General features: G+C 45.0%; 17 protein-coding genes. 12 read left to right on the forward strand and 5 right to left on the reverse strand.

All coding sequences use genetic code 11. The features are described from left to right. The first annotated feature begins 209 nt into the window (after positions 1-209). The 7 genes from QUA07_RS25600 to QUA07_RS25630 all read left to right on the forward strand — a co-directional run bounded on the left by QUA07_RS25600 (position 210) and on the right by QUA07_RS25630 (position 8417). Entirely contained in the window at positions 210-1802 is a 1593-nt protein-coding gene (locus QUA07_RS25600; RefSeq protein ID WP_333330829.1) for a type II CAAX endopeptidase family protein, read from the forward strand. Positions 1803-2155: 353 nt separating this feature from the next. Continuing rightward, positions 2156-2368: a hypothetical protein gene (locus tag QUA07_RS25605; RefSeq protein ID WP_333085335.1), complete on the forward strand. Its 213-nt coding sequence runs from the start codon at positions 2156-2158 to the stop codon at positions 2366-2368. 94 nt (positions 2369-2462) lie between these two features. Continuing rightward, the gene (locus QUA07_RS25610) at positions 2463-2810 is read left to right on the forward strand and encodes an NINE protein (protein WP_333330833.1); all 348 of its coding nucleotides are present in this window, start codon (positions 2463-2465) and stop codon (positions 2808-2810) included. Between the two features lie 174 nt (positions 2811-2984). Further along, the gene (locus QUA07_RS25615; protein WP_333330837.1) at positions 2985-3689 is read left to right on the forward strand and encodes a helix-hairpin-helix domain-containing protein; all 705 of its coding nucleotides are present in this window, start codon (positions 2985-2987) and stop codon (positions 3687-3689) included. A gap of 136 nt (positions 3690-3825) precedes the next feature. Next, complete coding sequence (locus QUA07_RS25620; protein WP_333330840.1) at positions 3826-4308, forward strand: DUF29 domain-containing protein; 483 nt, start codon at positions 3826-3828, stop codon at positions 4306-4308. Between the two features lie 292 nt (positions 4309-4600). Next, positions 4601-5611, forward strand: coding sequence for a chlorophyll synthase ChlG (gene chlG / locus QUA07_RS25625; RefSeq protein WP_333214815.1), 1011 nt, complete (start codon positions 4601-4603; stop codon positions 5609-5611). A 241-nt stretch (positions 5612-5852) separates the two neighbouring features. Beyond that, entirely contained in the window at positions 5853-8417 is a 2565-nt protein-coding gene (locus QUA07_RS25630) for a penicillin-binding protein 1A (protein WP_333330843.1), read from the forward strand. A gap of 23 nt (positions 8418-8440) precedes the next feature. Here QUA07_RS25630 and QUA07_RS25635 read toward each other — a convergent pair whose 3' ends face one another. From QUA07_RS25635 to QUA07_RS25645, 3 genes are all read right to left on the reverse strand, one after another. Further along, positions 8441-9790 carry a 16S rRNA (cytosine(967)-C(5))-methyltransferase gene (locus tag QUA07_RS25635; RefSeq protein WP_333330846.1) on the reverse strand — a complete coding sequence of 450 codons (1350 nt, stop codon included), beginning with the start codon at positions 9788-9790 and terminating at the stop codon, positions 8441-8443. Between the two features lie 115 nt (positions 9791-9905). Further along, the gene (locus tag QUA07_RS25640; RefSeq protein ID WP_333204182.1) at positions 9906-10622 is read right to left on the reverse strand and encodes a Uma2 family endonuclease; all 717 of its coding nucleotides are present in this window, start codon (positions 10620-10622) and stop codon (positions 9906-9908) included. Positions 10623-10789: 167 nt separating this feature from the next. Further along, a complete protein-coding gene (locus QUA07_RS25645) occupies positions 10790-14074 on the reverse strand; it encodes a tetratricopeptide repeat protein (protein ID WP_333330849.1) in 3285 nt (1094 codons plus the stop codon). A 300-nt stretch (positions 14075-14374) separates the two neighbouring features. Between QUA07_RS25645 and QUA07_RS25650 the strand changes: the two genes are divergently transcribed. Continuing rightward, entirely contained in the window at positions 14375-14644 is a 270-nt protein-coding gene (locus QUA07_RS25650; protein WP_333330852.1) for a hypothetical protein, read from the forward strand. Between the two features lie 190 nt (positions 14645-14834). Further along, positions 14835-15539 carry a hypothetical protein gene (locus QUA07_RS25655; RefSeq protein ID WP_333330855.1) on the forward strand — a complete coding sequence of 235 codons (705 nt, stop codon included), beginning with the start codon at positions 14835-14837 and terminating at the stop codon, positions 15537-15539. Positions 15540-15993: 454 nt separating this feature from the next. Here QUA07_RS25655 and QUA07_RS25660 read toward each other — a convergent pair whose 3' ends face one another. Both QUA07_RS25660 and QUA07_RS25665 read right to left on the reverse strand, forming a co-directional pair. Beyond that, positions 15994-16440, reverse strand: coding sequence for an NADAR family protein (locus QUA07_RS25660; protein ID WP_333214803.1), 447 nt, complete (start codon positions 16438-16440; stop codon positions 15994-15996). A 48-nt stretch (positions 16441-16488) separates the two neighbouring features. Then, a complete protein-coding gene (locus QUA07_RS25665; RefSeq protein ID WP_333330858.1) occupies positions 16489-17202 on the reverse strand; it encodes a hypothetical protein in 714 nt (237 codons plus the stop codon). A gap of 121 nt (positions 17203-17323) precedes the next feature. Between QUA07_RS25665 and QUA07_RS25670 the strand changes: the two genes are divergently transcribed. The 3 genes from QUA07_RS25670 (at position 17324) to QUA07_RS25680 (ending at position 20385) form a co-directional block, all read left to right on the forward strand. Next, positions 17324-18394 (forward strand): dipeptide epimerase, encoded by a 1071-nt coding sequence (locus QUA07_RS25670; protein ID WP_333330860.1) that lies wholly within the window; start codon positions 17324-17326, stop codon positions 18392-18394. Positions 18395-18425: 31 nt separating this feature from the next. Beyond that, positions 18426-19241 carry a Uma2 family endonuclease gene (locus tag QUA07_RS25675; protein ID WP_445242807.1) on the forward strand — a complete coding sequence of 272 codons (816 nt, stop codon included), beginning with the start codon at positions 18426-18428 and terminating at the stop codon, positions 19239-19241. Between the two features lie 91 nt (positions 19242-19332). Continuing rightward, positions 19333-20385, forward strand: a complete 1053-nt coding sequence (locus QUA07_RS25680; RefSeq protein WP_333330863.1) for a DUF1611 domain-containing protein — start codon at positions 19333-19335, stop codon at positions 20383-20385. Positions 20386-20560: the final 175 nt, after the last annotated feature.

Below are 20560 nucleotides of genomic sequence, written 5' to 3' on the forward strand. Positions count from 1 at the left end.
TTTAGCCTGTTACCGCGCTTCGGGTGCGCGGTGCACGCCTTACCCATACATGGCGAGTCAAGGATTTGTGGCGTAAGTCTTGTTGAGGCGAGTCAAAAAGATGAGCCAGTGAAATTTTACCAGTTGTCGGGATACTCTCGTCTGCAACGACCTATGATTAAAGACGGAAAAGATTTAGCCACGGATTCGCGCGGGACGGAAAAGCAGTAATGACACTGAAGCGGGTTATTTTAGGTATTTTAACGGCGATCGCGATCGCCCTGGTCGGTTTATCTTTACTTGCTAGTTGGAATCAGCCGCAAATTCAAAGTCGGCTGGAACTCTACCAGACAAATTTGCTGCTGCACGCCTCGGAGTGGCAAGGAGAAAATAATCAGAGTGCTAATTTAAGTTCGGCGCGCAACAATATTGTCGGTGCAGATCCTTTAAATACGGCTTTGACGCAATATCAAGAAGCGCGAGACTCGACTCGCAAAACTCTCGAAACAACTCAAGCACAAGTTAAACAAATTCAGTCTGCCATCGCCTCTAAGTCTGAGGATAATACTCTGAATTTGGCTCCAAATAAGGCTGCGTCAGAGTCGATCAATCAACAGTCAGTGCTGCTAAACGAACTTGACTTGCGATTGGGGATTTTGCAGGTAAGCAGTGGCAAAACTGAGGCGGCTCTCCAAACTTGGACAAATTTAGTTGAGCGCTACAAAACTAAAAGTGATGACGATTCTTCTGTGGTAAGTGCTCAAGTTTTAACTGGAATTTGGAGCAATCCGGCTCAACTACTGCCGGATGCCGAGCCGCGCATTCAAAAGTCTTTGGATGGCTGGTTTCGCTATCGCGCTCTCGCTCAACTTTACAAGCTGCAAGAACGTTCTAAAGAGCTGGTGGCGCTGCAAGCAGCAGAGCAAGTAATTGCCCAGCAAGCTGTAGAAAAGTTGGCAATTATAGTGGGCGTTCCGGCGATCGCACTTTGTATTGGTACGGTTTTGCTGGTTGGTTTGACCGTGCAGTGGCTGTTGCAGCGGAAGCAGTTAGATACAGCAGGTTCCGGCCCGGTGTTGGCGCGAAATGCGAGCTTGACTTGGGATGTGCCTTGGGACGGTGAGATTGTTTGGCAGGTACTTGTGGTCGGCTTTTTCTTTGTCGGCCAAATCTTGATTCCCTATTTGTTGCTGCCGGTTTCTCTGGCTGTTTTAAAACTCAATCCTGCTACTTTTGACCCGCGCGACAAGGCTTTTTATATCTTTGCTACTTATTTGTTGCTGTCGGCTGGGGGGCTTTCGGTACTGTATTTTTCGGTCAAGTCTTTTTTGCCTTTGCCGGAAGGTTGGTTTCGGATTAATTGGCGGGGAAATTGGTTTTTGTGGGGTTTTGGCGGCTATTTTGTTGCTTTGCCTTTGGTAGTTTTGGTATCCCTGATTAATCAGCAATTTTGGCAGGGACAAGGTGGCAGTAATCCGATTTTGCCGATCGTTCTCGAAGGTAGGGACAACGTGGCTTTGGCGGTGTTTTTCGCCACTGCTGCGATCGCGGCTCCGGTTTTTGAGGAAATTGTGTTTCGGGGCTTTCTGCTGCCTTCTCTGACTCGCTATTTGCCTGTTTGGGGGGCGATCGCAGCTTCTGCTTTCTTGTTTGCGGTGGCTCACTTGAGTGTCTCTGAGATTCTGCCTTTGGCGACTTTGGGTGCGGTTTTGGGGTTTGTGTACACGCGATCGCGCAATCTACTTGCTCCTATGCTTCTCCACAGTCTTTGGAACAGCGGTACTCTCCTGAGTCTGTTTCTTTTGGGCGGCGGCGCGAGTTAATTTCGGGGGTTGTTAATAATTGTGAATTAACCGAGTTTTTTTGACAGTTTTCCTGCAGGCGATCAACTCTTGCCAAAAACAGCATTAGGGTGATCGGTGCGCCCCTGATATCTAGTCCGGTAAAATAACCGGAATTTCATTAGGGGCGGGTTCATCCTAATCTGTAATATCAGCCACAGATCCAGATATACCCGCCCCGGTCGCTTACTTTAGCGGAAAAACCTGGTTTAACATGGAAGTAATATCTTGTGGGCTGATGATTGAGAGACTGGCGCGGGCGATCGCACCAAACGGAAGTTGACAATCCGGCTAATTTATAGCTAAATTTTAATTTAGGATGAGGCTTAAACCCAATGAGCAATTTGAACAGCCGCAAGTTAGAGGGAACGCCGAGTTGGATGCGTTTCGCACCCTACGCAGCCTTGGGCATTTTAATATTTTCTCTCAATTCAGGCAGCGAACTAAATTATTTCTTGAGAGGCTACTTGGTCATTCTACAAGCTCAAGTCGGTATAGTTCTGCTGTATTTTGCGATGTCTAAGTTTCGCAAAAACCCAAATAAATGAGTAAAAATTAGTAAGATTACTTAGCTCGATCGTTAAAGGTCGAGGGTTAAAGGTCGATCGCAGAAGTTAAAATAAAAAACTGGGGAAAGTAAAAATGGTAAAAGATAAAACCGTAGCAGTTGTGTTAGCTTTCTTTGTAGGAGGTTTCGGAGTTCACAAATTTTATTTGGGCAATAACTTAGCAGGGGTATTATACTTGCTATTTTCTTGGACATTAATTCCGTCACTGCTCGCATTTTTCGATTTTATCGGCCTGCTGCTGATGTCGGAACAAGCTTTTCAGGTTCAGTACAATGGTGGCACGTTGCCGTCGGGGTATGCCCTCAGAGCGGCAAAAGATGTAACCGGGGCGATCGGCGAATTGAAAAAACTTTACGATATGGGTGCAATTACCGCCGAAGAATATGAAGAAAAACGCCAAAAACTGTTGCGAGAATTGTAATTAAGAAGGAAGTTCGGCAACGGATTCGCTCGACGGATGTAACGGATGTCAGTCCGATGGAAGTCGGAAGAAGGAAGAAGGAAGAAGGAAGAAGGAAGAAAAAAGCCCACTATTAAAAAAGTGGGAGTGAAATAAGAAAGTGTGAGAACACAATTATTTAAGGATAAAATTAAAGTGTCTCAAGATTTATACTGGCTGCGTCAAACTCCAAATTGGGTGTGGTATGCTTTTATTCCCTACTTCGGCGGATTGGCGATCGCCTATGCAGGCCAAAAGTCAAATATTCGTAGTTGGATGGGATGGGGTGTTGCAATTACTTTAGCAGCACTAGCGGTATCTTCTTCAACTAATTTGGGTACGATCGTGTGGATCGCTCAAATTGTTACTGCTTTTAGTTTGAAAAAGCGCTATCTGATCAAAACCGCACCTAGAGGCTTACTGGTTCCTGCAAGTGCGACGAATGCCGAAGAACTGGCAAACGTGCGCGGCAAAATAGATATTAACGAGTGTACCAAAGACGATATGGTCAGAATCTTGGGTTTGCCGATCGTCTACGCCAACGATATTGAATCTCTGCAAAACGAAGGCTACATTTTCACCCACGCCGAAGAGTTATCAGAAATAGCCGGAGTTCCCGAAAGTCACGTCAGACGCATCGCCCCGATGATTTGCTTCAGCTACAATTATCAAAAAGAATTGCAGTTTACTTGGAAACGGTTAAATATTCTTTCGCCGGAAGAGTTGATCGCCAGCGGTTTAGATCGATATGTTGCGGAAAAAATAGTTAGAGAAAGGCAGAGAAAAGGCGCTTACAAATCAGTTGTAGAAGTCAAGCGGCGGACGGGACTGCCTTTTGATTCATACCGCCATATTTGTTAATTTACAGTTGTTAAGTAAGTCCAAAGCAAAAAAAACAATAATATGCGATCGAACCTTGTAGGGGCGGGTTTGACCAACAATAAGTGCCTAAAACCAATCATCTCGTAAACCCGCCCCCGCCCAACTAAAAAGTATTATGACAACAAAATTAGAAGTAGAACGACAAAAATTGTATGATACAGATTACCTGAGATGGATTGAAACCACTGTGGAAAAGTTGCGGGTTCGCGACTATTCAAACATCGACTGGGAAAATCTAATTGCAGAAATAGAAGACATGGGGCGAAGTGAACGCCGGAGTTTAGAGAGTAATCTGGTGGTAATTCTCCTGCACTTGCTCAAGTGGCAATTTCAACCGGATCAAAGAAGCGGTAGTTGGAAAGGCAGCATTGCCGAACATCGCAGACGCATTCGCAAAGCTATCAAAGATTCCCCCAGTCTCAAACCATATCTTGAAGAGGTATTGACTGAATGCTATGCGGATGCAGCAGAACAAGCAATTGCTGAAACTGGATTGCCTGTAGAAACGTTTCCGCAATTATGTATCTACACTTCGGTCGAGGTTCTAGATTCTGAATTTTTGCCAGATTTTCTGGCAGATGAGATGATTCAAGGGTAGTATGGCAAAAAACTCGATCGCCTCCTGGTAATTGACATTAAATGCACCTGCTGGTAAAAAATCTCCCCCTGCAGGCGGCCTCAGCGAAATTATAAAAAAAGTATTTATCCTCTTGACATTTCCACAAAAAAATGATATCTCAATATATTGTGAAACTCCTACTTTTCCTTAGCATCAACTCCAAGCCAGGGTAAGTTTTCAAGAATCTGCCTTAAATATCAGTGGTAAGCTATCTGAATTATTATTGAAATGCAAAACGACACAATAGTAGCAGTACCGCTAACATCAAATTATGTCTGACTCTCCTCCATCCCAAATCTCCCCAGAAGCTGCACCGGAAAGTGCTGCTACCGAAAACCGCAGTGCCAAAACTAGGCAACTGTTGGGCATGAAAGGGGCCGCTAGCGGGGAAACTTCTATCTGGAAGATTCGCTTGCAATTGATGAAACCGATTACCTGGATTCCCCTAATTTGGGGCGTGGTATGCGGGGCTGCGTCTTCTGGGAACTATGTTTGGAACTTAGAGAATTTCTTGATCGCAGCAGCTTGTATGTTGATGTCAGGGCCGTTGCTGACCGGGTACACTCAAACTTTGAACGATTTTTACGATCGCGAAATCGACGCCATTAACGAGCCCTACCGTCCGATTCCCTCCGGTATCATCTCGATTCCCCAAGTAGTAACGCAAATTTTGGTATTATTAGCGGCTGGCATTGGGGTGGCTTATGCTCTAGACTTGTGGGCGGGTCATGAATTCCCGATAATGACTGTTTTGACTCTCGGTGGCGCGTTTCTAGCTTATATCTACTCTGCGCCTCCGCTGAAACTCAAGCAGAATGGCTGGTTGGGAAATTATGCCCTGGGTGCTAGCTACATTGCCCTGCCTTGGTGGGCGGGTCAAGCTTTGTTTGGTACACTAGATCCGACGATTATGATTTTGACCCTGTTTTACAGTTTGGCAGGGCTGGGGATTGCGATCGTCAATGATTTCAAAAGTGTTGAGGGCGATCGGCAATTAGGGTTAAAATCTTTGCCAGTGATGTTTGGCATCAGCACCGCAGCTTGGATTTGCGTTTTGATGATCGACATCTTTCAAGCTGGGATTGCAGGCTACCTGATCAGCATCCACCAAAACCTTTACGCTGTCATTCTGCTGCTGCTGATAATTCCCCAAATTACTTTTCAGGATATGTACTTTTTGCGTAATCCCCTGGAAAATGATGTTAAATATCAGGCAAGTGCTCAGCCTTTCCTGGTTTTGGGTATGCTGGTAGCAGCCTTGGCACTGGGTCATGCGAGTTAAGCAGAGTTTTGAGGTTTGAGTTAAAAAATTTTGAATTCAAAAAATCTAATTCACCTCTCAAAAAAATACCAAGTTCTGCAGCGTTAAGAAAAGTTTTGAATTTTTAGTTTTGAATTAAAAAGTTTTTAATTCAAAAAAGCTAATTCAAGGCAGCGTGTGTTATTCAAGAAAAAATGTCGAATTAAAAATTAAGAATTGAAGAAGGCTAGCTTTTTTAATTTTTAATTTTTAATCGGACTTGATGAGGTTTGAAGGTCTGAACGTGGCAGAATTTTTCTCAAATATCAAAGATACATTGAGCAAAGTCACTAACGCAATAAGCGGTAATTCCGATCGAGAACCGCCGAAGGCTGCGAAGGGTAATAAGCTCAACTCGCCGGAATCAGAGGCGGAATTTTATCCACGGAAAAAGGATGAGCGATCCGAGTATGTGGTATCAGAAGATGCTGCGCCTCTAGAAGAGTCTGAATTAGAATCAGAATATTTAGAATCAGAATATTTAGAACCAGAATACGCTCGATATCCAATAGTCAACCGCAGGTGGGAAGGGTTGAAGCGCTTAATCGCTTGGTTGGAAATTGAACCTCAAGTTACCAGCTTGCAAACCAAGGGAAAAGAATTGTTGCGGCCGGGATTAAGTTGGCTGGAAACTAAATCACCCCAAAAATCGGATAGTAGCGAATTGCCGGAAAATAGCGCATCGCCGAACACCCAACTGCAGATAAATACGGCACTACAGGAAAATAGCGCACCGCAGGAAAATACTAAAAAACGTATCCCCCGCCGCCCTAGATTTTGGATAAGTTTAGGTGTGGCAAGTATAGGCGGGGGCGCTTTAATCTACGGTTTATGGATTTTGTACACATTAGACAAAGGTTTGCCGGATGTTAACGATTTGTCAGCGTTTAACCGCGACGGAACGCTGACAATTAAGGCGGCAGATAATACGATTTTGTTGCAGTCGGGGCCTGCAACTAGAGATAAACTGAAACTTAAAGAAATTCCCGAGCTTTTGGTTCAAGCTTTTATTGCCATAGAAGACCGCCGTTTTTATCAACATCGCGGGGTGGATTATCAAGGTATTGTGCGATCGATTGTTTCTAATTTGATAGCGAGAGATTTAGTGCAGGGCGGCAGTACAATTACGCAACAATTGGCTCGCGTTGTTTTTCTTAATCAGGAAAGAAGTATTAGGCGGAAGGTTCGGGAAGCTCTTTTAGCTCAGAAAATAGAGCGGGAGTTGAGTAAAGACCAAGTTTTAGAAAGATATTTAAATCTGGTTTATTTGGGTTCGGATGCCTACGGAGTGGCAGATGCAGCTTTGGTTTTCTTTAGCAAAACAGTCGATAAATTAACTTTGGCAGAGATGGCAACTTTGGCGGGTTTGCCGCCGGCACCGAGCGAATATTCGCCTTTAGTTAATCCTGATATTGCTAAGCAACGCCGCAATCTTGTGCTGCAACAAATGCAGGAAGCGAAGGTAATTACAGAGGCTGAGGCGAAGGAGGCGATGGCGGAACCTATTGCCGTTAAACCAAGTCCGCCGAAGCGATTTAAAGTGGTCGCGCCTTATTTTGCTAGTTACATTCGGAAGGAATTGCCGCGCTATGTTTCTCAGGATGCTTTGGAAGCTGGCGGTTTGACTGTCGAGACGACGGTGGATTTGAAGTGGCAGAAAATAGCGGAACAGGTTGTTAAAAATGCGATCGAAGTTGATGGCCGCCGTCAGGGTTTTGAACAGGCCGCTTTAGTTTCTATGGACACTAAGACTGGGGAAGTTAAGGCCCTCGTAGGAGGTGGAAATTTTAAGGAAAGTGAATTTAATCGCGCTACGCAGGCTTTGCGGCAGCCCGGATCGACGTTTAAAGGGTTGGTTTATGCCGCGGCGATGGCGGCTGGTTTTTCTCCCTATGACGGTTACGAAGACGAACCAATTATTATCGACGGCTATCAACCGAATAATTATGGCAAAAAATTTAGCGGTTGGCGATCGATCTCTGATGCTTTGACGCGTTCGGTGAATGTCGTAGCTGTGAAGGTGTTGATGGATGTGGGTTTTGAACCGGCGATAAAAGTAGCCCACGATATGGGAATTAAGTCGAAATTGAGTCCGATTTATTCCCTGGCTTTGGGTTCTTCGGAGGTGAATTTGCTGGAGTTAACCAATGCTTACGGTACTTTAGCCGCGCAAGGAAATTTTATTGAAGCCCACGGAATTAAGCGGGTGATTAATCAGCGGGGAGATGTGATTTATCAGGCTGATTTTAAACCGAAGCGGGTTTTGGATAAGGATAGTGCTGCGATTACTACTTGGATGTTGGAGGGTGTTGTGCAAGACGGTACGGGGGGGCCTGCGGCTTTAAACGATCGCGCTGTAGCAGGCAAAACCGGTACTTCGGAAAATGTCAGGGATTTGTGGTTTATTGGTTACATTCCACAGGTGGTGACTGGGGTTTGGCTAGGGAATGATGACAATTATCCCACCTGGGGAACTAGCGGTACGGCGGCTTACAATTGGCGCGATTTTATGAGTCAAGCTGTTAAGGGAATGCCCGTTGAGAAGTTTCCTAAGTTGCCGAAGTTGGAGGGCCGCAAAGGCAGTATTAAGGCTAAACCGGTGGAGCCTAAGAGGATTATTCGGGGGATGATTGTGAATGAGGATGGTGCGATCGTACCTTACAATCCCAATCCTCAACCCCGGTATCGCGAGTGGCAAGAGCCAGCTTATCAAGAACCGGCTTATGAAGAGCCAGCTTATCAAGAGCCGGCTTATGAAGAGCCAGCTTATCAAGAACCGGGATATTAAACTATCGGTTTGGAGTAAGGACTTTACTCCTTTTTCAATTGCTTTAGCCTCACCATAAAAAAGCCGTCCATGTGATGTCTGTGCGGCCACACTTTCACCCATCCTTCGGGTGATGGCTGTACTGGTAAATCAATTGTTGGCGGTTCGATTTGCCAGTTAGGATTGCTGTCTAAGAACGATCGAATAACTGTTTCATTTTCCAAGGGATGAATTGTGCAAGTTGCATAAACTAATACGCCGCCGGACTTGACAAATCTCGCTGCATTTGCTAGCAATTCCGATTGCAGTTGAGATTGTTGTTGAATGTTTTCGGGCGTGTGGCGCCAGCGGGCGTCGGCGCGGCGGTGGAGGGTTCCGAGGCCAGAACAAGGTGCGTCGAGTAAAACTCTGTCTGCGAGGTTAACAAACTCTGGGAAATGGCGGCTGTCTCCGGTATGAATTTTAATGGATTTCATCTGGAGTCTGTCTGCATTTTCTTTAAGTTTTTTGAGTCTGCTGGCGGTTTTATCGCAGGCATAAATAGTGCCTGTATCCTGCATTAATTCGGCGCTGTGGGTGGTTTTTCCCCCCGGCGCGGCGCAGGCGTCGATGATGGTTTCCCCTGGCTGGGGCCCTAGTAAATGGGTGACTAATTGAGCGCTGCTGTCTTGGATTGTCCACCAACCTTCGCTGTATCCGGGGAGGTTTTGAATTGCCCCGATGCTGCCATTTAGTCTTAATGCTTGCGGCAAGTGTGGGATTCTGCTAGTTGAGATGTTGTGGGTTTTGAAGGCAGCTTCGATTTGGCCGATCGAGCTTTTTAAAGGATTGATTCTCAGGTCAATTGTGGGGGATTGGTTGAACCATTCACAGAGTTGTTCGGTTTCGGTTTCGCCTATTTGTTCTATCCACAATTTTACCAGCCATTCGGGGAAGCTATGCAGAATTCCTAGGCGTTCAACCGTTGATTTATAATTAGTAACTGTTAAGGGGTTTAAGTCGTTATCGCTTAAACGGATGTATTGGCGCAACAAACCGTTGACAAAACTGCTGAGTCCTGAAAATCCGTTTTCTTTTGCTAGTTGAACAGTGGTGTTGACGGCGGCGGAGGGCGGAATCTGGTTGAGATATTCGAGTTGATATAAGCCTAAATGTAGGATGGTGCGGAGTTCGGGCGGTTGTTGGGAGGATTTCTTTGTGGCTAGTTTGTCGATGATAAAGTCGATCGATCGCATTCTCCTGACGCTACCGTAAACTAATTCTGTCACTAAACGCCGATCGAGGTCGTTGAGTTGAGAATTGCTGAAAGCGCGATCGAGTGCGGCATCTGCGAATGCACCGCGGCGGTGGACTTCGCGGAGTGCGAGAAAGGCTATTTGGCGGGGATTTTGCATAGTTAAGATATGGGGGTCTAGAAACCGGGTTTTTTACGATAAGACGCTTTACAGCCCGCAGATTTGGTGAAAAACCCATTTTCCGATCGCCCGTGATTCGAGGACTATTATAATCTCAAATGTCCTCTGGATTTATGCCCATTTCTCGGAGTTTTTCTGAAAGGCGATCGGCTTTTTGCTGTGCTAACTCTTTATCTTGCCGTTCTTGTTCCATTTGTTGCTGTGTTAGTTCCATTTGTCGCTGTGCTGATTCCTGTTGTCTTGACAACTCCACATAAGACAAAAACTTCTGTCCATCAGGCCGATAAATTTCCAAGTCTCCCGATGCAGTTTGAAAACGGATCTGCAAACGCGGACTCACCCAACCATCCATTAATTCAATATAGTTGAGTTTTCCATCAGAACGCAGCCAACCAATTAATTCATTATCCTCTGGACTGTAGACATAATATTCTTCGACTCCATAATCCTGGTAGAAATTAAACAGCTTAAACAGTGCTCCGATTCGATTTCCAGGCGAAAGGATTTCAAAGACAACTTGCGGGGCGATATTATCTTCAAGCCACTGTTGGTAGGAACCTCTGTAACCTTTCGGCCTCCCAAACACTACCATCGTATCAGGTGCTTGGCGAGTTTTGTTATCACCTTCGACGGGATACCACAGCAAATCACCGGCTACAAAGACATTTTCGTTGTCTTTGTATAAGGCATCTATTCCGCCTTGAATGGTGACAATTAGTTCAAACTGTTTGGTATTGTCTGACATTGGTTTGCCGTCGCTGTCTGGGTAGATGATTTCTGCTGAGGTTTTAGTTGGAATTGTTGCGGTCATGGGGATGAGTCCTTTGCTAGTATCATCAATTTCTATTTTATACCTATTTTATAGGACTTACGCATGGGGCCCAGAAACCAGGTTTTTTTACGAAAAGACTTCGTTGCAATCGGCAGATTAGGTAAAAAACCCGGTTTCTTTGTCGGAGTGCGTAAGTCCTGTTTTACTTATTCGGGTTTTGTTGACACCAATGGTTCTAATAAATTGCGTTCTTCTATGGGAAGTTCTAGCAAAACTCGTCTGTCGCCCTTGGTTTCCTTATAGCGGACTGCCGCTTTCAGCAGGCGGATGGGAATTTGGAATTCTTCGTAGTTGCGGGTTAGTTCTTGCCACAATTCTAACCAAGTGCGTGCGGCTTTGTCGCTGACCATTTCTGACATTAGCACGGGGATGTTTCGCACAATTCCCTGTCCTAAAACTGAGATGACATCGTGTTTTTCGTAAACTGCAATTAGGCTGGTGATGCGATTTTTCCATATCGCTGGCTCATGCGTGTTCGCGAACAGGTTGTTGATAATTAACTCAGCATCATCTGGGCTAGGTTCATTGTCTGGTTCGAGTCGTTGGAATGCGTCGTCTAAGGCAGTGATACCTTCATCCCAGCGATTCAATCCAAGAATAGCAAGAGCACGGTTGAAGAAGACAGGTGAATCTTGATAACCAAGTTCGATTGCCCGATCCCAGGATACTAAGGCTTCATCGTAGCGTTTAAGGTTGTTGAGTACAATGCCTCGTAAAGCCCAAACAGGCCAATCATTAGCCTCAAGCTTGATTGCTCTGTCAAAGGATTCTAAGGCTTCTTCATAACGTTTGAGGTTGTTGAGTACATAGCCTCGATTAACCCAATTCCACTGATAATTGGGGTCAAGTTCGAGCGCCCGATCATAAGATTCTAAGGCTTCTTCATAACGTTTGAAGTTGTTGAGTACATCGCCTCGGTTAGCCCAAGCCCACTTATCATTGGGGTCAAGTTCGAGCGCCCGATCGTAAGATTCTAAGGCTTCTTCATCGCGTTTGAGGTTTTTGAGTACATCGCCTCGGTTAGCCCAAGCCCACTTATCATTGGGGTCAAGTTCGAGCGCCCGATCATAAGATTCTAAAGCTTCTTCGTAGCTTTCGAGGTTGTGGTTGAGTACATCACCTCGCATACGCCAAACCCATTGACAATTAGCATCAAGTTCGAGCGCCTTATCAAAGGATTCTAAAGCTTCTTCATAGTGTTTGAGGTTGTAAAGCACATAGCCTCGTTTAACCCAAGCCAACCGATAGTTGTCGTCAAGACCAAGCGCCAGATCGTAACATTCTAAAGCTTCTTCATAGCGTTTGAGATTATAGAGTACATTGCCTCGTACAACCCAAATCTCATGATAATTGGCACCAAGTTCGAGCGCCCGATCGAAAGAGACTAAAGCTTCATCATAGCGTTTGAGGTTATCGAGTACATAGCTTCGTAAAGCCCAAACAGATTGATAATTGGCATTAAGTTCGATCGCCCGATCCAAAGATGCTAAAGCTTCACCGTAGAGTTCGAGGCTGTTGAGTACAATGCCTCGTAAAGCCCAAGCCCACACATAATTGTCGTCAAGTTTGAGCGCCAGATTTAAAGATGCTAAGGCTTCATCATAGCGTTCGAGGCTGTTGAGTATCTCGCCCCGTAAAAACCAAACATACTGATTGTTGTCATTAAGTTCGATCGCCCGATCAAAGGATGCTAAAGCTTCTTCATAGCGTTTGAGGTTATCGAGTACATTTCCTCGGAAAACCCAAGCAGCGTGATAATTGGCGTCAAGTTCGATCGCCCGATCAAAGGATGCTAAAGCTTCTTCATAGCGTTTAAGGTTATCGAGTACATTTCCTTGGATCACCCAAGCAGCCCGATCGTTGGGGTTAAGCTCGATCGCCCTATCCAAAGATTCTAATGCTTCATCATAGCGTTCGAGATTGTGCAAGCAACGTGCTTTTTCTAACCAGTCTCCTGCCTTACCGCGAATTCCTACCAGTTTATTTGCTAGATTCAAAGCAGAAACATAGTCTTTCTTCTCTTTGAATTTTTTAATTTCCTGCACGCAAGCTGCTACGCGATGGTCTTCATAATGATCTATTTCCATTGGCTGAAGCGCACGCAGCAGATATTCTAGCTCAAATACAGCATTAGGCGGTAGTGTTTCCAGATTTAGCTGATACTTCAAATGACTTTTTTCCAAGCTATTATCAACTAGATATTTCCCGCTCGCAGTAAATCCTACTCCCAAGCGCTCCAACCGCTGTTTCAACTCTTCTTTCGTGTACCACAACCGCAAAAAATCCACAATCAAACTAATCGGCTCGCCCCGATGCTTCTTCACATCGATGCAAAATCGCATCAGCACTTCTTGAAGTTCATAATACGACTCGCGCCCGATAGATTCGCTCGTCACATAACCCATTCCTGACAGTTGTTTAAGCTGGCTCGATGCTGTCTGATGCGTCATAAAAGAGCGTTGGGCAATCTCTTTAACCATCACAGCCCCGCGCCGATCGCACAAAAATTCAACTATCTTTCTTTGCTGCGGCGAAAGCCAAGCCATCCGCGCCTGATAGTACGGTGTCAATTCATCCAGCGTTTGCAAAAACGGTTTTACCAGTCGATCGAGCGAGTCGCGAGTCAGAAATTCCGCAAAAATCATATAAACGCGGTGGTTGCCGCCAGCCAAGTGATGGATTGCTTCAATTCGAGAACGTCCCTTTGGCGTTTCTATAAATAACTCTAGTTCTTTGTTGTCCTCTAATTTAGCGATATTTTTCAATAATCCGACAACTTGATCTAAATTTAGCTTTTCTAAATAGTGGCGATTGAAAAAGTCGTAGAAGGGCGCTTTTTTATTGTCGATTCCTTTGAATAAATGCTGAGATGTCGCGAAAATCGTACAGAAAGGATAAATTTCTAAATAGTCTCGGAATTGCTGCTGCCCGCTGTCGCCCAACCCTTCAAACAAATCATCCAGATTTTCTACAAGTAAAAGGAGAGTGCGATCGCCCGCAAAATCTTTCAGCAATTCTGCTGCTGTCTGTTGAGCGCTATCGGGCGATTCACCGTAAAGCGATTCTACCCGATCAAACAATTCAGCCTTGTATTCAGCCGGATATTCTGATTGGAGCGATCGCAAAATTCGCAGGAGCAAATCGAGAAACGACGTGACGCCCCACTCTTCCTCCCGCAACCAAGCAATCAGCACTTTTTCCCGCAAATCCTCCATTTTGGAAACGCGGTGATACATTAGCGAGACTAAGTGCGTCTTCCCAATACCTCGCATCCCAATCAATAGGTGATGCTGCTTGATCGGCTTGAGGATGCTCAACCGGATTGACTCGACTAGCTCGTTTGCCAAATCGTGACGCTGCACCAACATCTCCTCTAAATCTTCGTGCTTCATCAGACTGGGCGTGAAGCGAGAGACAAGTGTACCTTTCATGCTGTCAACCCCCTGGATAGTAACTGGCAAGGAGAAATGCGTGTTGATTCGTTTTCCATAAAATGCTTGTTATACAAGGTTTTTACACGATACACGTCTAATTTACCATAGGTTTTAGAAATGTACGTTATTTATAGTGTATATTTTTCAAAGCAGTGTTAGACTGCCCTTAACAAGCAAACAAGCGCCCCTAGCTTTTACTAGAGACGCTTTCGATCGCTTATCAGTTTTCGGGAGCCACTGGCTGCAACCAGTAGCACTCTCATGTTGTTTATGGTCTATATAGACCGAGGATTTCTCATGACTAATTATAACAGCGAACAGCTCAATCTTTTCACCCAGCCGATCGCAGTTTTGGTGGAAATGGGCTGCACTGTTGAACGTGCCGCCGAATATACCAAATGCTCAAAAAGCTCAATCTACGATCGGCTAAGGAAAAATAAACCGTATCTGCGGCAGGTTCCCACAGGTACGTGGCAAATTTACTCTACAGGCAAAAAAGATGGCTCAATTCTTGTGAATGTTGCCTTCATTTATTCTCCAAAAGATAAGAATTGGAGACTTGCTTGAACTCAAATCTTAAGGCTGCGTTAGTCCAAAGCTTAACGCAGCCTTCTGCCTCTTCGGTTGCTGAGGAAAACAGCAAGCAGAGCCTCCAAATCTGCGTCCCCAGGCAGAGCCGGGGAACCAGAAAAAATCTGAAAAATATTCCTTAAGACTTGTTACAATACACAAAACTTCATACTTTCCCCAACTCTGGATGACCTTTTTCAACGCCTCCGAACCCCTAATCCGCAGCAAACAGGAACATCTCGACGTACAAGACCTCGAAGGCCTGTTGCAACTCCGCTGGCAAATTGGAAATATTACTCTTTTCTCAGGATTTTATACCCGCATCGACCAAACTTTTCTGCTTTGGGGTTTGGTGACAGGGGGGATTTTTTTTACGGCTCAGTTTTTCCCTATCAGTTGGAGCTTTCAGGCGATTCTGTGGTCAACTTTGACTTTAATTGGCACTGGGGTAATGGCTGTTTTGACTTTGTTTTGGGTAAGAGTCGAGCGAGTTAGCTGGATTCTTTACTCTTGGGCGATTTTGATGATAACTGGTTTGGTTCTAACGGATTACAGTATTTTTGCCGGTTGGGGAGGTTTGTTGCTGCACCTTTGTGATTTGTGGTTGGGGTTGAGCGCGATCGGCTATTTGTTGACGGGATTAGGTTTGCGATCGCGCACTTTTCTCCTGATTGGACTAACTCATTTATTTAGCATCCCTTTATTAACTTTTGTTGCACCTTGGCAATATCTAACCACAGGAATAATTATGGCCGGCTGTTTGTTGTTATTGTCCGAATTGCAGTGGGATATGCGATCGCCGATCGACAATAGTTTGCTAAGCGCAGAACAGAAAGAATTTAACAAAATTCAACAGCAACTGCGACAGAGTGGCGCTATTGTATCCAAATAAATCACAAATGTAAAGAATTCTGTAGCACTGCTGACACTTTCCACAAATCGTACACAATAGTAAAGATACAGCATCAATAAAAAACAAACTTTAACCAGAACAGGTGTTTTGCTGTTTTACCTGTGAATCGCCAACCTTAGGGGAACGGTGTCCGGGAGGCGACGGGCTAACAATGCTGTACTTGCGACGAGAAAAGTTAATTCCGGTTAAGAGTAGTTGTTAAAACAAAAAAAGTGGTGCAGGGTTTTTACCGTTTCCCCTGCTTCGCAGTCTCTGAGGAGAGGCTAAACCCTCTACTAGAACAGCCCGACGAGATTGACACAAGTTTTGACAGTTGCTCATGCCGATTTATGAGTTCAGTGTTTAAGAAAATTGAGGAAATGCTCGCTGACGAGCATTGCAGGACTTAGGATTAAATAAGTCCTGCTTTAGTTTGGGAAATTTAAGTTCTGTTTTACTCTGACGTGCGTTTTCGCAATATTTCCCTTACTTCCATTAAAATCTGGCCCAACATATTTTTGCCGCTGCCATCTTTACCGCAACCCCAATAGTAATCAACAGGGGAATTTTCGACTATTTCCTCATCCGCTGTAGCGAGTAAAATTTCTCTAATTTCGGCATGAGTTTCAAATTTTCGGAGTACGGCTTTTCGCATGATATCATCTTTTACTTTTTCCCAATCTTTACGGAGGGGACGAGAGCGATCACGTCCCATTTTTGCGGCATCTTTCGGTGTTTTTGCGTGGCGAATTTGGTCACAATGAGCCGTTTTGGGAAACTTTTGTGCTTGAAAATAATGCTCGGTAGTTGGCCAATATTCTCCGTCTAACTCGAATCCATGACTGGAAAAATTAGAAAAACAGCCGTATTCGCTGGCAGTGGTGTAGAAGTAGATAGCCATAAAGTCTGCGATTTCAATTTCGTTAATAATCTTGGTTAATCGTCAGTTTTACCTCTCTGGATTATCCAATATCTTCAACCGCACATCAATATCTTCAAGATGGGAACCGATGTAAGACAGCAGGGCGTAGATGAATACGATCACCCCTACCATTTCCAAAATTTCCTCAACACAAACCATCAAACCGTATATCAAGTTTCGTTTAGTTACCGCATCTGCATAATAGCCAGTAACCATTTCCATGCCAAGTGCTCCACCCACATATATACTGCCTGCTAGTAAGAAAAAGTCCCTTGTTTTCCGGGGTAGGTGCCGGAGAAACTTGAGATAAGCCAGCGCAGTAACCCCAACAAAAATCGCCCCAGGAATTACCCAAACGAAGTAAAAAATTCCCCCTAAATGCAGTGCCTTTCGCAAGTCGTTAATAATTAATATTTCGTGCAGACTCAATATTTCATCTAAAGAAAAAAATACAAACATCAACGCCAGCGCTTTCCAGTGTCCAAAATACCGATCGCCCTGCTTCTTCTTAGCACTAGCAATAATACCTAGCAAAATCGCGCAAAACAGCAAAGTAAATGACGAGTACCACGAAGGATAATTTATTTCTTGGTCTAAGTTAAACAAACTAATCCAGCGTTCTTTATAGTTAAAACCGTACCGCAGAACTTGTACGATGCAACCAGCAACAGCAAAGAAGAGCACCCAAATGCTGAGAGAGAAAGCAACTCTCTTCGGCGAAACAGAAATAATGAATTTCATCAAGTTTTTGATAAACTAGAACAAGCAAAATCAAACTATAAAGTAAAAAGTTAAAAATGGCAATAGCGGCGCAATCCGCCCCCTCGGATTTTTATCTACAAAAAATTACCAATCACTGACAATGCACGTTCAAATTGAAACTTTCACTGTCCGCAAGCGGTTTGCCCTTACCATCAGCCGCGGTACAACAGCCCAAAGTACGAATTTATGGGTAAAATTAGCACACGAAGGCATCGAAGGTTGGGGAGAAGCTTCGCCGTTTTCCACAGGTTCTCGGCCCCAAAGTACCGAAATTCTGCTAGCTGCATTGCAGGAAGTCGCACCGCTGCTAGAAAAGTTTACTCCGTTCGATCGCCAAAAAATCGAACAAGTATTAACAGAGGTCAACTTACCCTCAGCCGCCCGCGCCGGCATCGACATGGCAATGCACGACTGGCTGGGCAAAAAAGCAGGCTTGCCGCTGTGGAAAATGTGGGGATTAGATCGATCGCGCATCGTCCCCACCTCCGTCACAATCGGCATTAATTCCCCCTCTGGTGCAAGAGAAAGAGTGCGCGATTGGTTTGGCAAAGATCCAGCAGGTATCAAATACCGCGCCGTTAAGGTTAAATTAGGAAATCCCGCAGGAATCGAAGCCGACAAAGCTATGTTAATAGCAGTGCTAGAGGAAGCACCAGCTAACCTTAAAATCAGTGTAGATGCTAACGGCGGTTGGAGCTTAAACAGCGCGATCGAAATGTGTCGCTGGCTGGAAAAATACCCGATAAATTATGTCGAACAGCCGCTTTCACCCGTCGCCGATATGGATGAATTATCAGAACTGTACCGTCAATCGCCCCTGCCAATTTTTGCGGATGAAAGTTGCTTTAATAGTTCCGATATACCCAAGTTAGCGCACTGCGTCCACGGCATCAATATCAAAATGATGAAGTCAGGCGGATTGACTGAAGCAATGCGGATGATTCACACAGCAAAAGCCTGCCATTTGCAAGTAATGTTTGGCTGCTATTCAGATAGCGCGATCGCAAATACAGCAGCAGCACAACTTTCACCCCTAGCTGACTATTTGGATTTGGACAGTCACTTAAATTTATTAGACGATCCTTTCACCGGTGCGATCGTCGAAAATGGGTGTTTGCTGCCAAACGGGCGATCGGGATTGGGAGTGCAGCTAGTTGAGATTGTAGAATAGAAGTATCGCTCAAAACACATCTGGAGATAGTATGATGCCAGTGGAATCAATAGGAGAGCAAATTGATAGAGAAGCCAAGCTTTTCTTTGAAGAACACAAGCCACCGACTGATTTAATTTTTGATGATGGTGCAGAAATGGAAAGCAACCGCCACCGTATAGCAATGACCGTTTTAATCCGTTCCGTAGAACAAGGTTTAGCTAACCGAAACGATTTTTTTGTCGGTGGCAATATGTTTATTTATTACAGCGCTAAACAGATTCGGAATCAGGATTTCCGAGGCCCGGATTTTTTCGCTGTGTTGGGTGTTGACAGCAATACTTCCCGACAAGGCTGGGTAGTTTGGGAAGAAAACGGACGTTACCCGGATGTCATTGTGGAACTGCTGTCGCCGTCAACGGCAAATCAGGATACAGGCAAAAAAAAGGATATTTACGAGCAGGTTTTTAGAACTCCTGATTACTTTGTTTTCGATCCTTTCGAGCCGAATTCTTTGCAAGGATGGCGTTTAGATGCCAACCTGCGCTATCAGCCGTTAGTGCCCAACGAGCAGGGTTGGCTGTGGTGCGAAACGTTAGGTTTTTGGTTGGGCACTTGGGAAGGAATTGTCGATCGAGAAACAGCAACTTGGGTGCGTTTTTTCGACGAATCTGGCAATTTAGTTTTGTTGCCGGAGGAAGCCGCTCAACAACAAGCGGAAGCCGCTCAACAACAAGCGGAAGCCGCTCAACAACAAGCGGAAGCCGCTCAACAGCAAGCGGAACAGGAACGCCAGCGAGCCTCGCGACTAGAGGCCAGATTGCGAGAATTGGGAGAAGATCCGAATGATCTTACCCTGAACCAATAATCCCAAATCACAGCTAACACCCAATCGATTTTAGATTTTAGATTTTAGATTGAAGCTAAAATCTAAAATCGGCCATATCAAAAGTGAATCAATGACTAAAAACTATCCGATCAACAATGGTAAAGTTGCAATCCTGCTGCACGAGGGAATTATTGGGTCTTCAGGCAAAACAGGTTTAGCATTTTTACGCTACAGCGAAGCACAAATTGTAGCCGTAATAGACCGCCAATGTGCCGGACAATCTTTACCTGAATTAACTGGCATTCCTCAAGAAGTACCGATAGTTGCTTCCGTTGCAGAAGCACTGCAATTTGCGCCGAATATTCTGCTAATTGGTATCGCTCCTTCCGGCGGTGTTTTGCCTGCTGAGTGGCTGCCAGAAATTAATCAAGCGGTAGCAGCAGGTTTGTCAGTGGTCAACGGTTTGCACGCGCAACTTGCACCTTTGATAACAGTTCCTTTAACCGAAAATCAATGGGTTTGGGACGTGCGTCAGGAACCGAAATCTGTCGGTGCGATCGCCTCTGCCGCCGCCACTAAATTAAGTTGTCGCCGCGTATTAACTGTCGGCACAGATATGAGCGTTGGCAAAATGTCAACCAGTCTGGAACTCAATCGCACTTGCTTGCGGCGGGGTTTGCGTTCCAAATTTTTAGCAACTGGACAAACGGGTTTAATGATCGGAAATGAAGGCCTTCCTTTGGATGCCGTGCGAGTTGATTTCGCGGCTGGAGCTGTCGAACAAATGGTGATTAAATTGGGTTCTGAATGCGATATTCTGCACGTAGAAGGGCAAGGTTCGCTATTGCATCCAGGTTCGACGGCGACTCTGCCGCTGTTGCGGGGTTCGCAGCCAACTCACTTAATTTTAGCCCACAGAGCCGGACAAACTAGCATTCGCAATCACCCCCACGTATCGATTCCCAGGCTATCAAAAGTAATTGAATTGTACGAAATGTTAGCTGCTGCTGCGGGTGCTTTTGCAGGGGGAAAAGTGAGCGCGATCGCCCTCAACACTCATCACTTAAATGAGGCAGATGCGCTGTTAGCAATAGCTGAAGTTCAAGCAGAAACGGGGTTGCCTTGTACCGATCCGGTAAGGTTTGGTGCGGAGGTGTTGTTGGAGGCGATCATCGACAGTTGATCTGGTACACTAAATTACAACTAGCAAATCGCTACAGAAAACTATGACACAATCACTTCAAGCAAAAATACTAACACTGCGTGAGGTCAAAACCAAATTTATAGTTATTTCAAATAAAAATGAGACACTAAGTTGCACAATAAGCGCGAATAATCTCATCAAGAGATGTGGCAGA

It is taken from the genome of Microcoleus sp. T3_A4, from assembly GCF_036700465.1.
Classification (GTDB): Bacteria; Cyanobacteriota; Cyanobacteriia; order Cyanobacteriales; family Microcoleaceae; genus Microcoleus.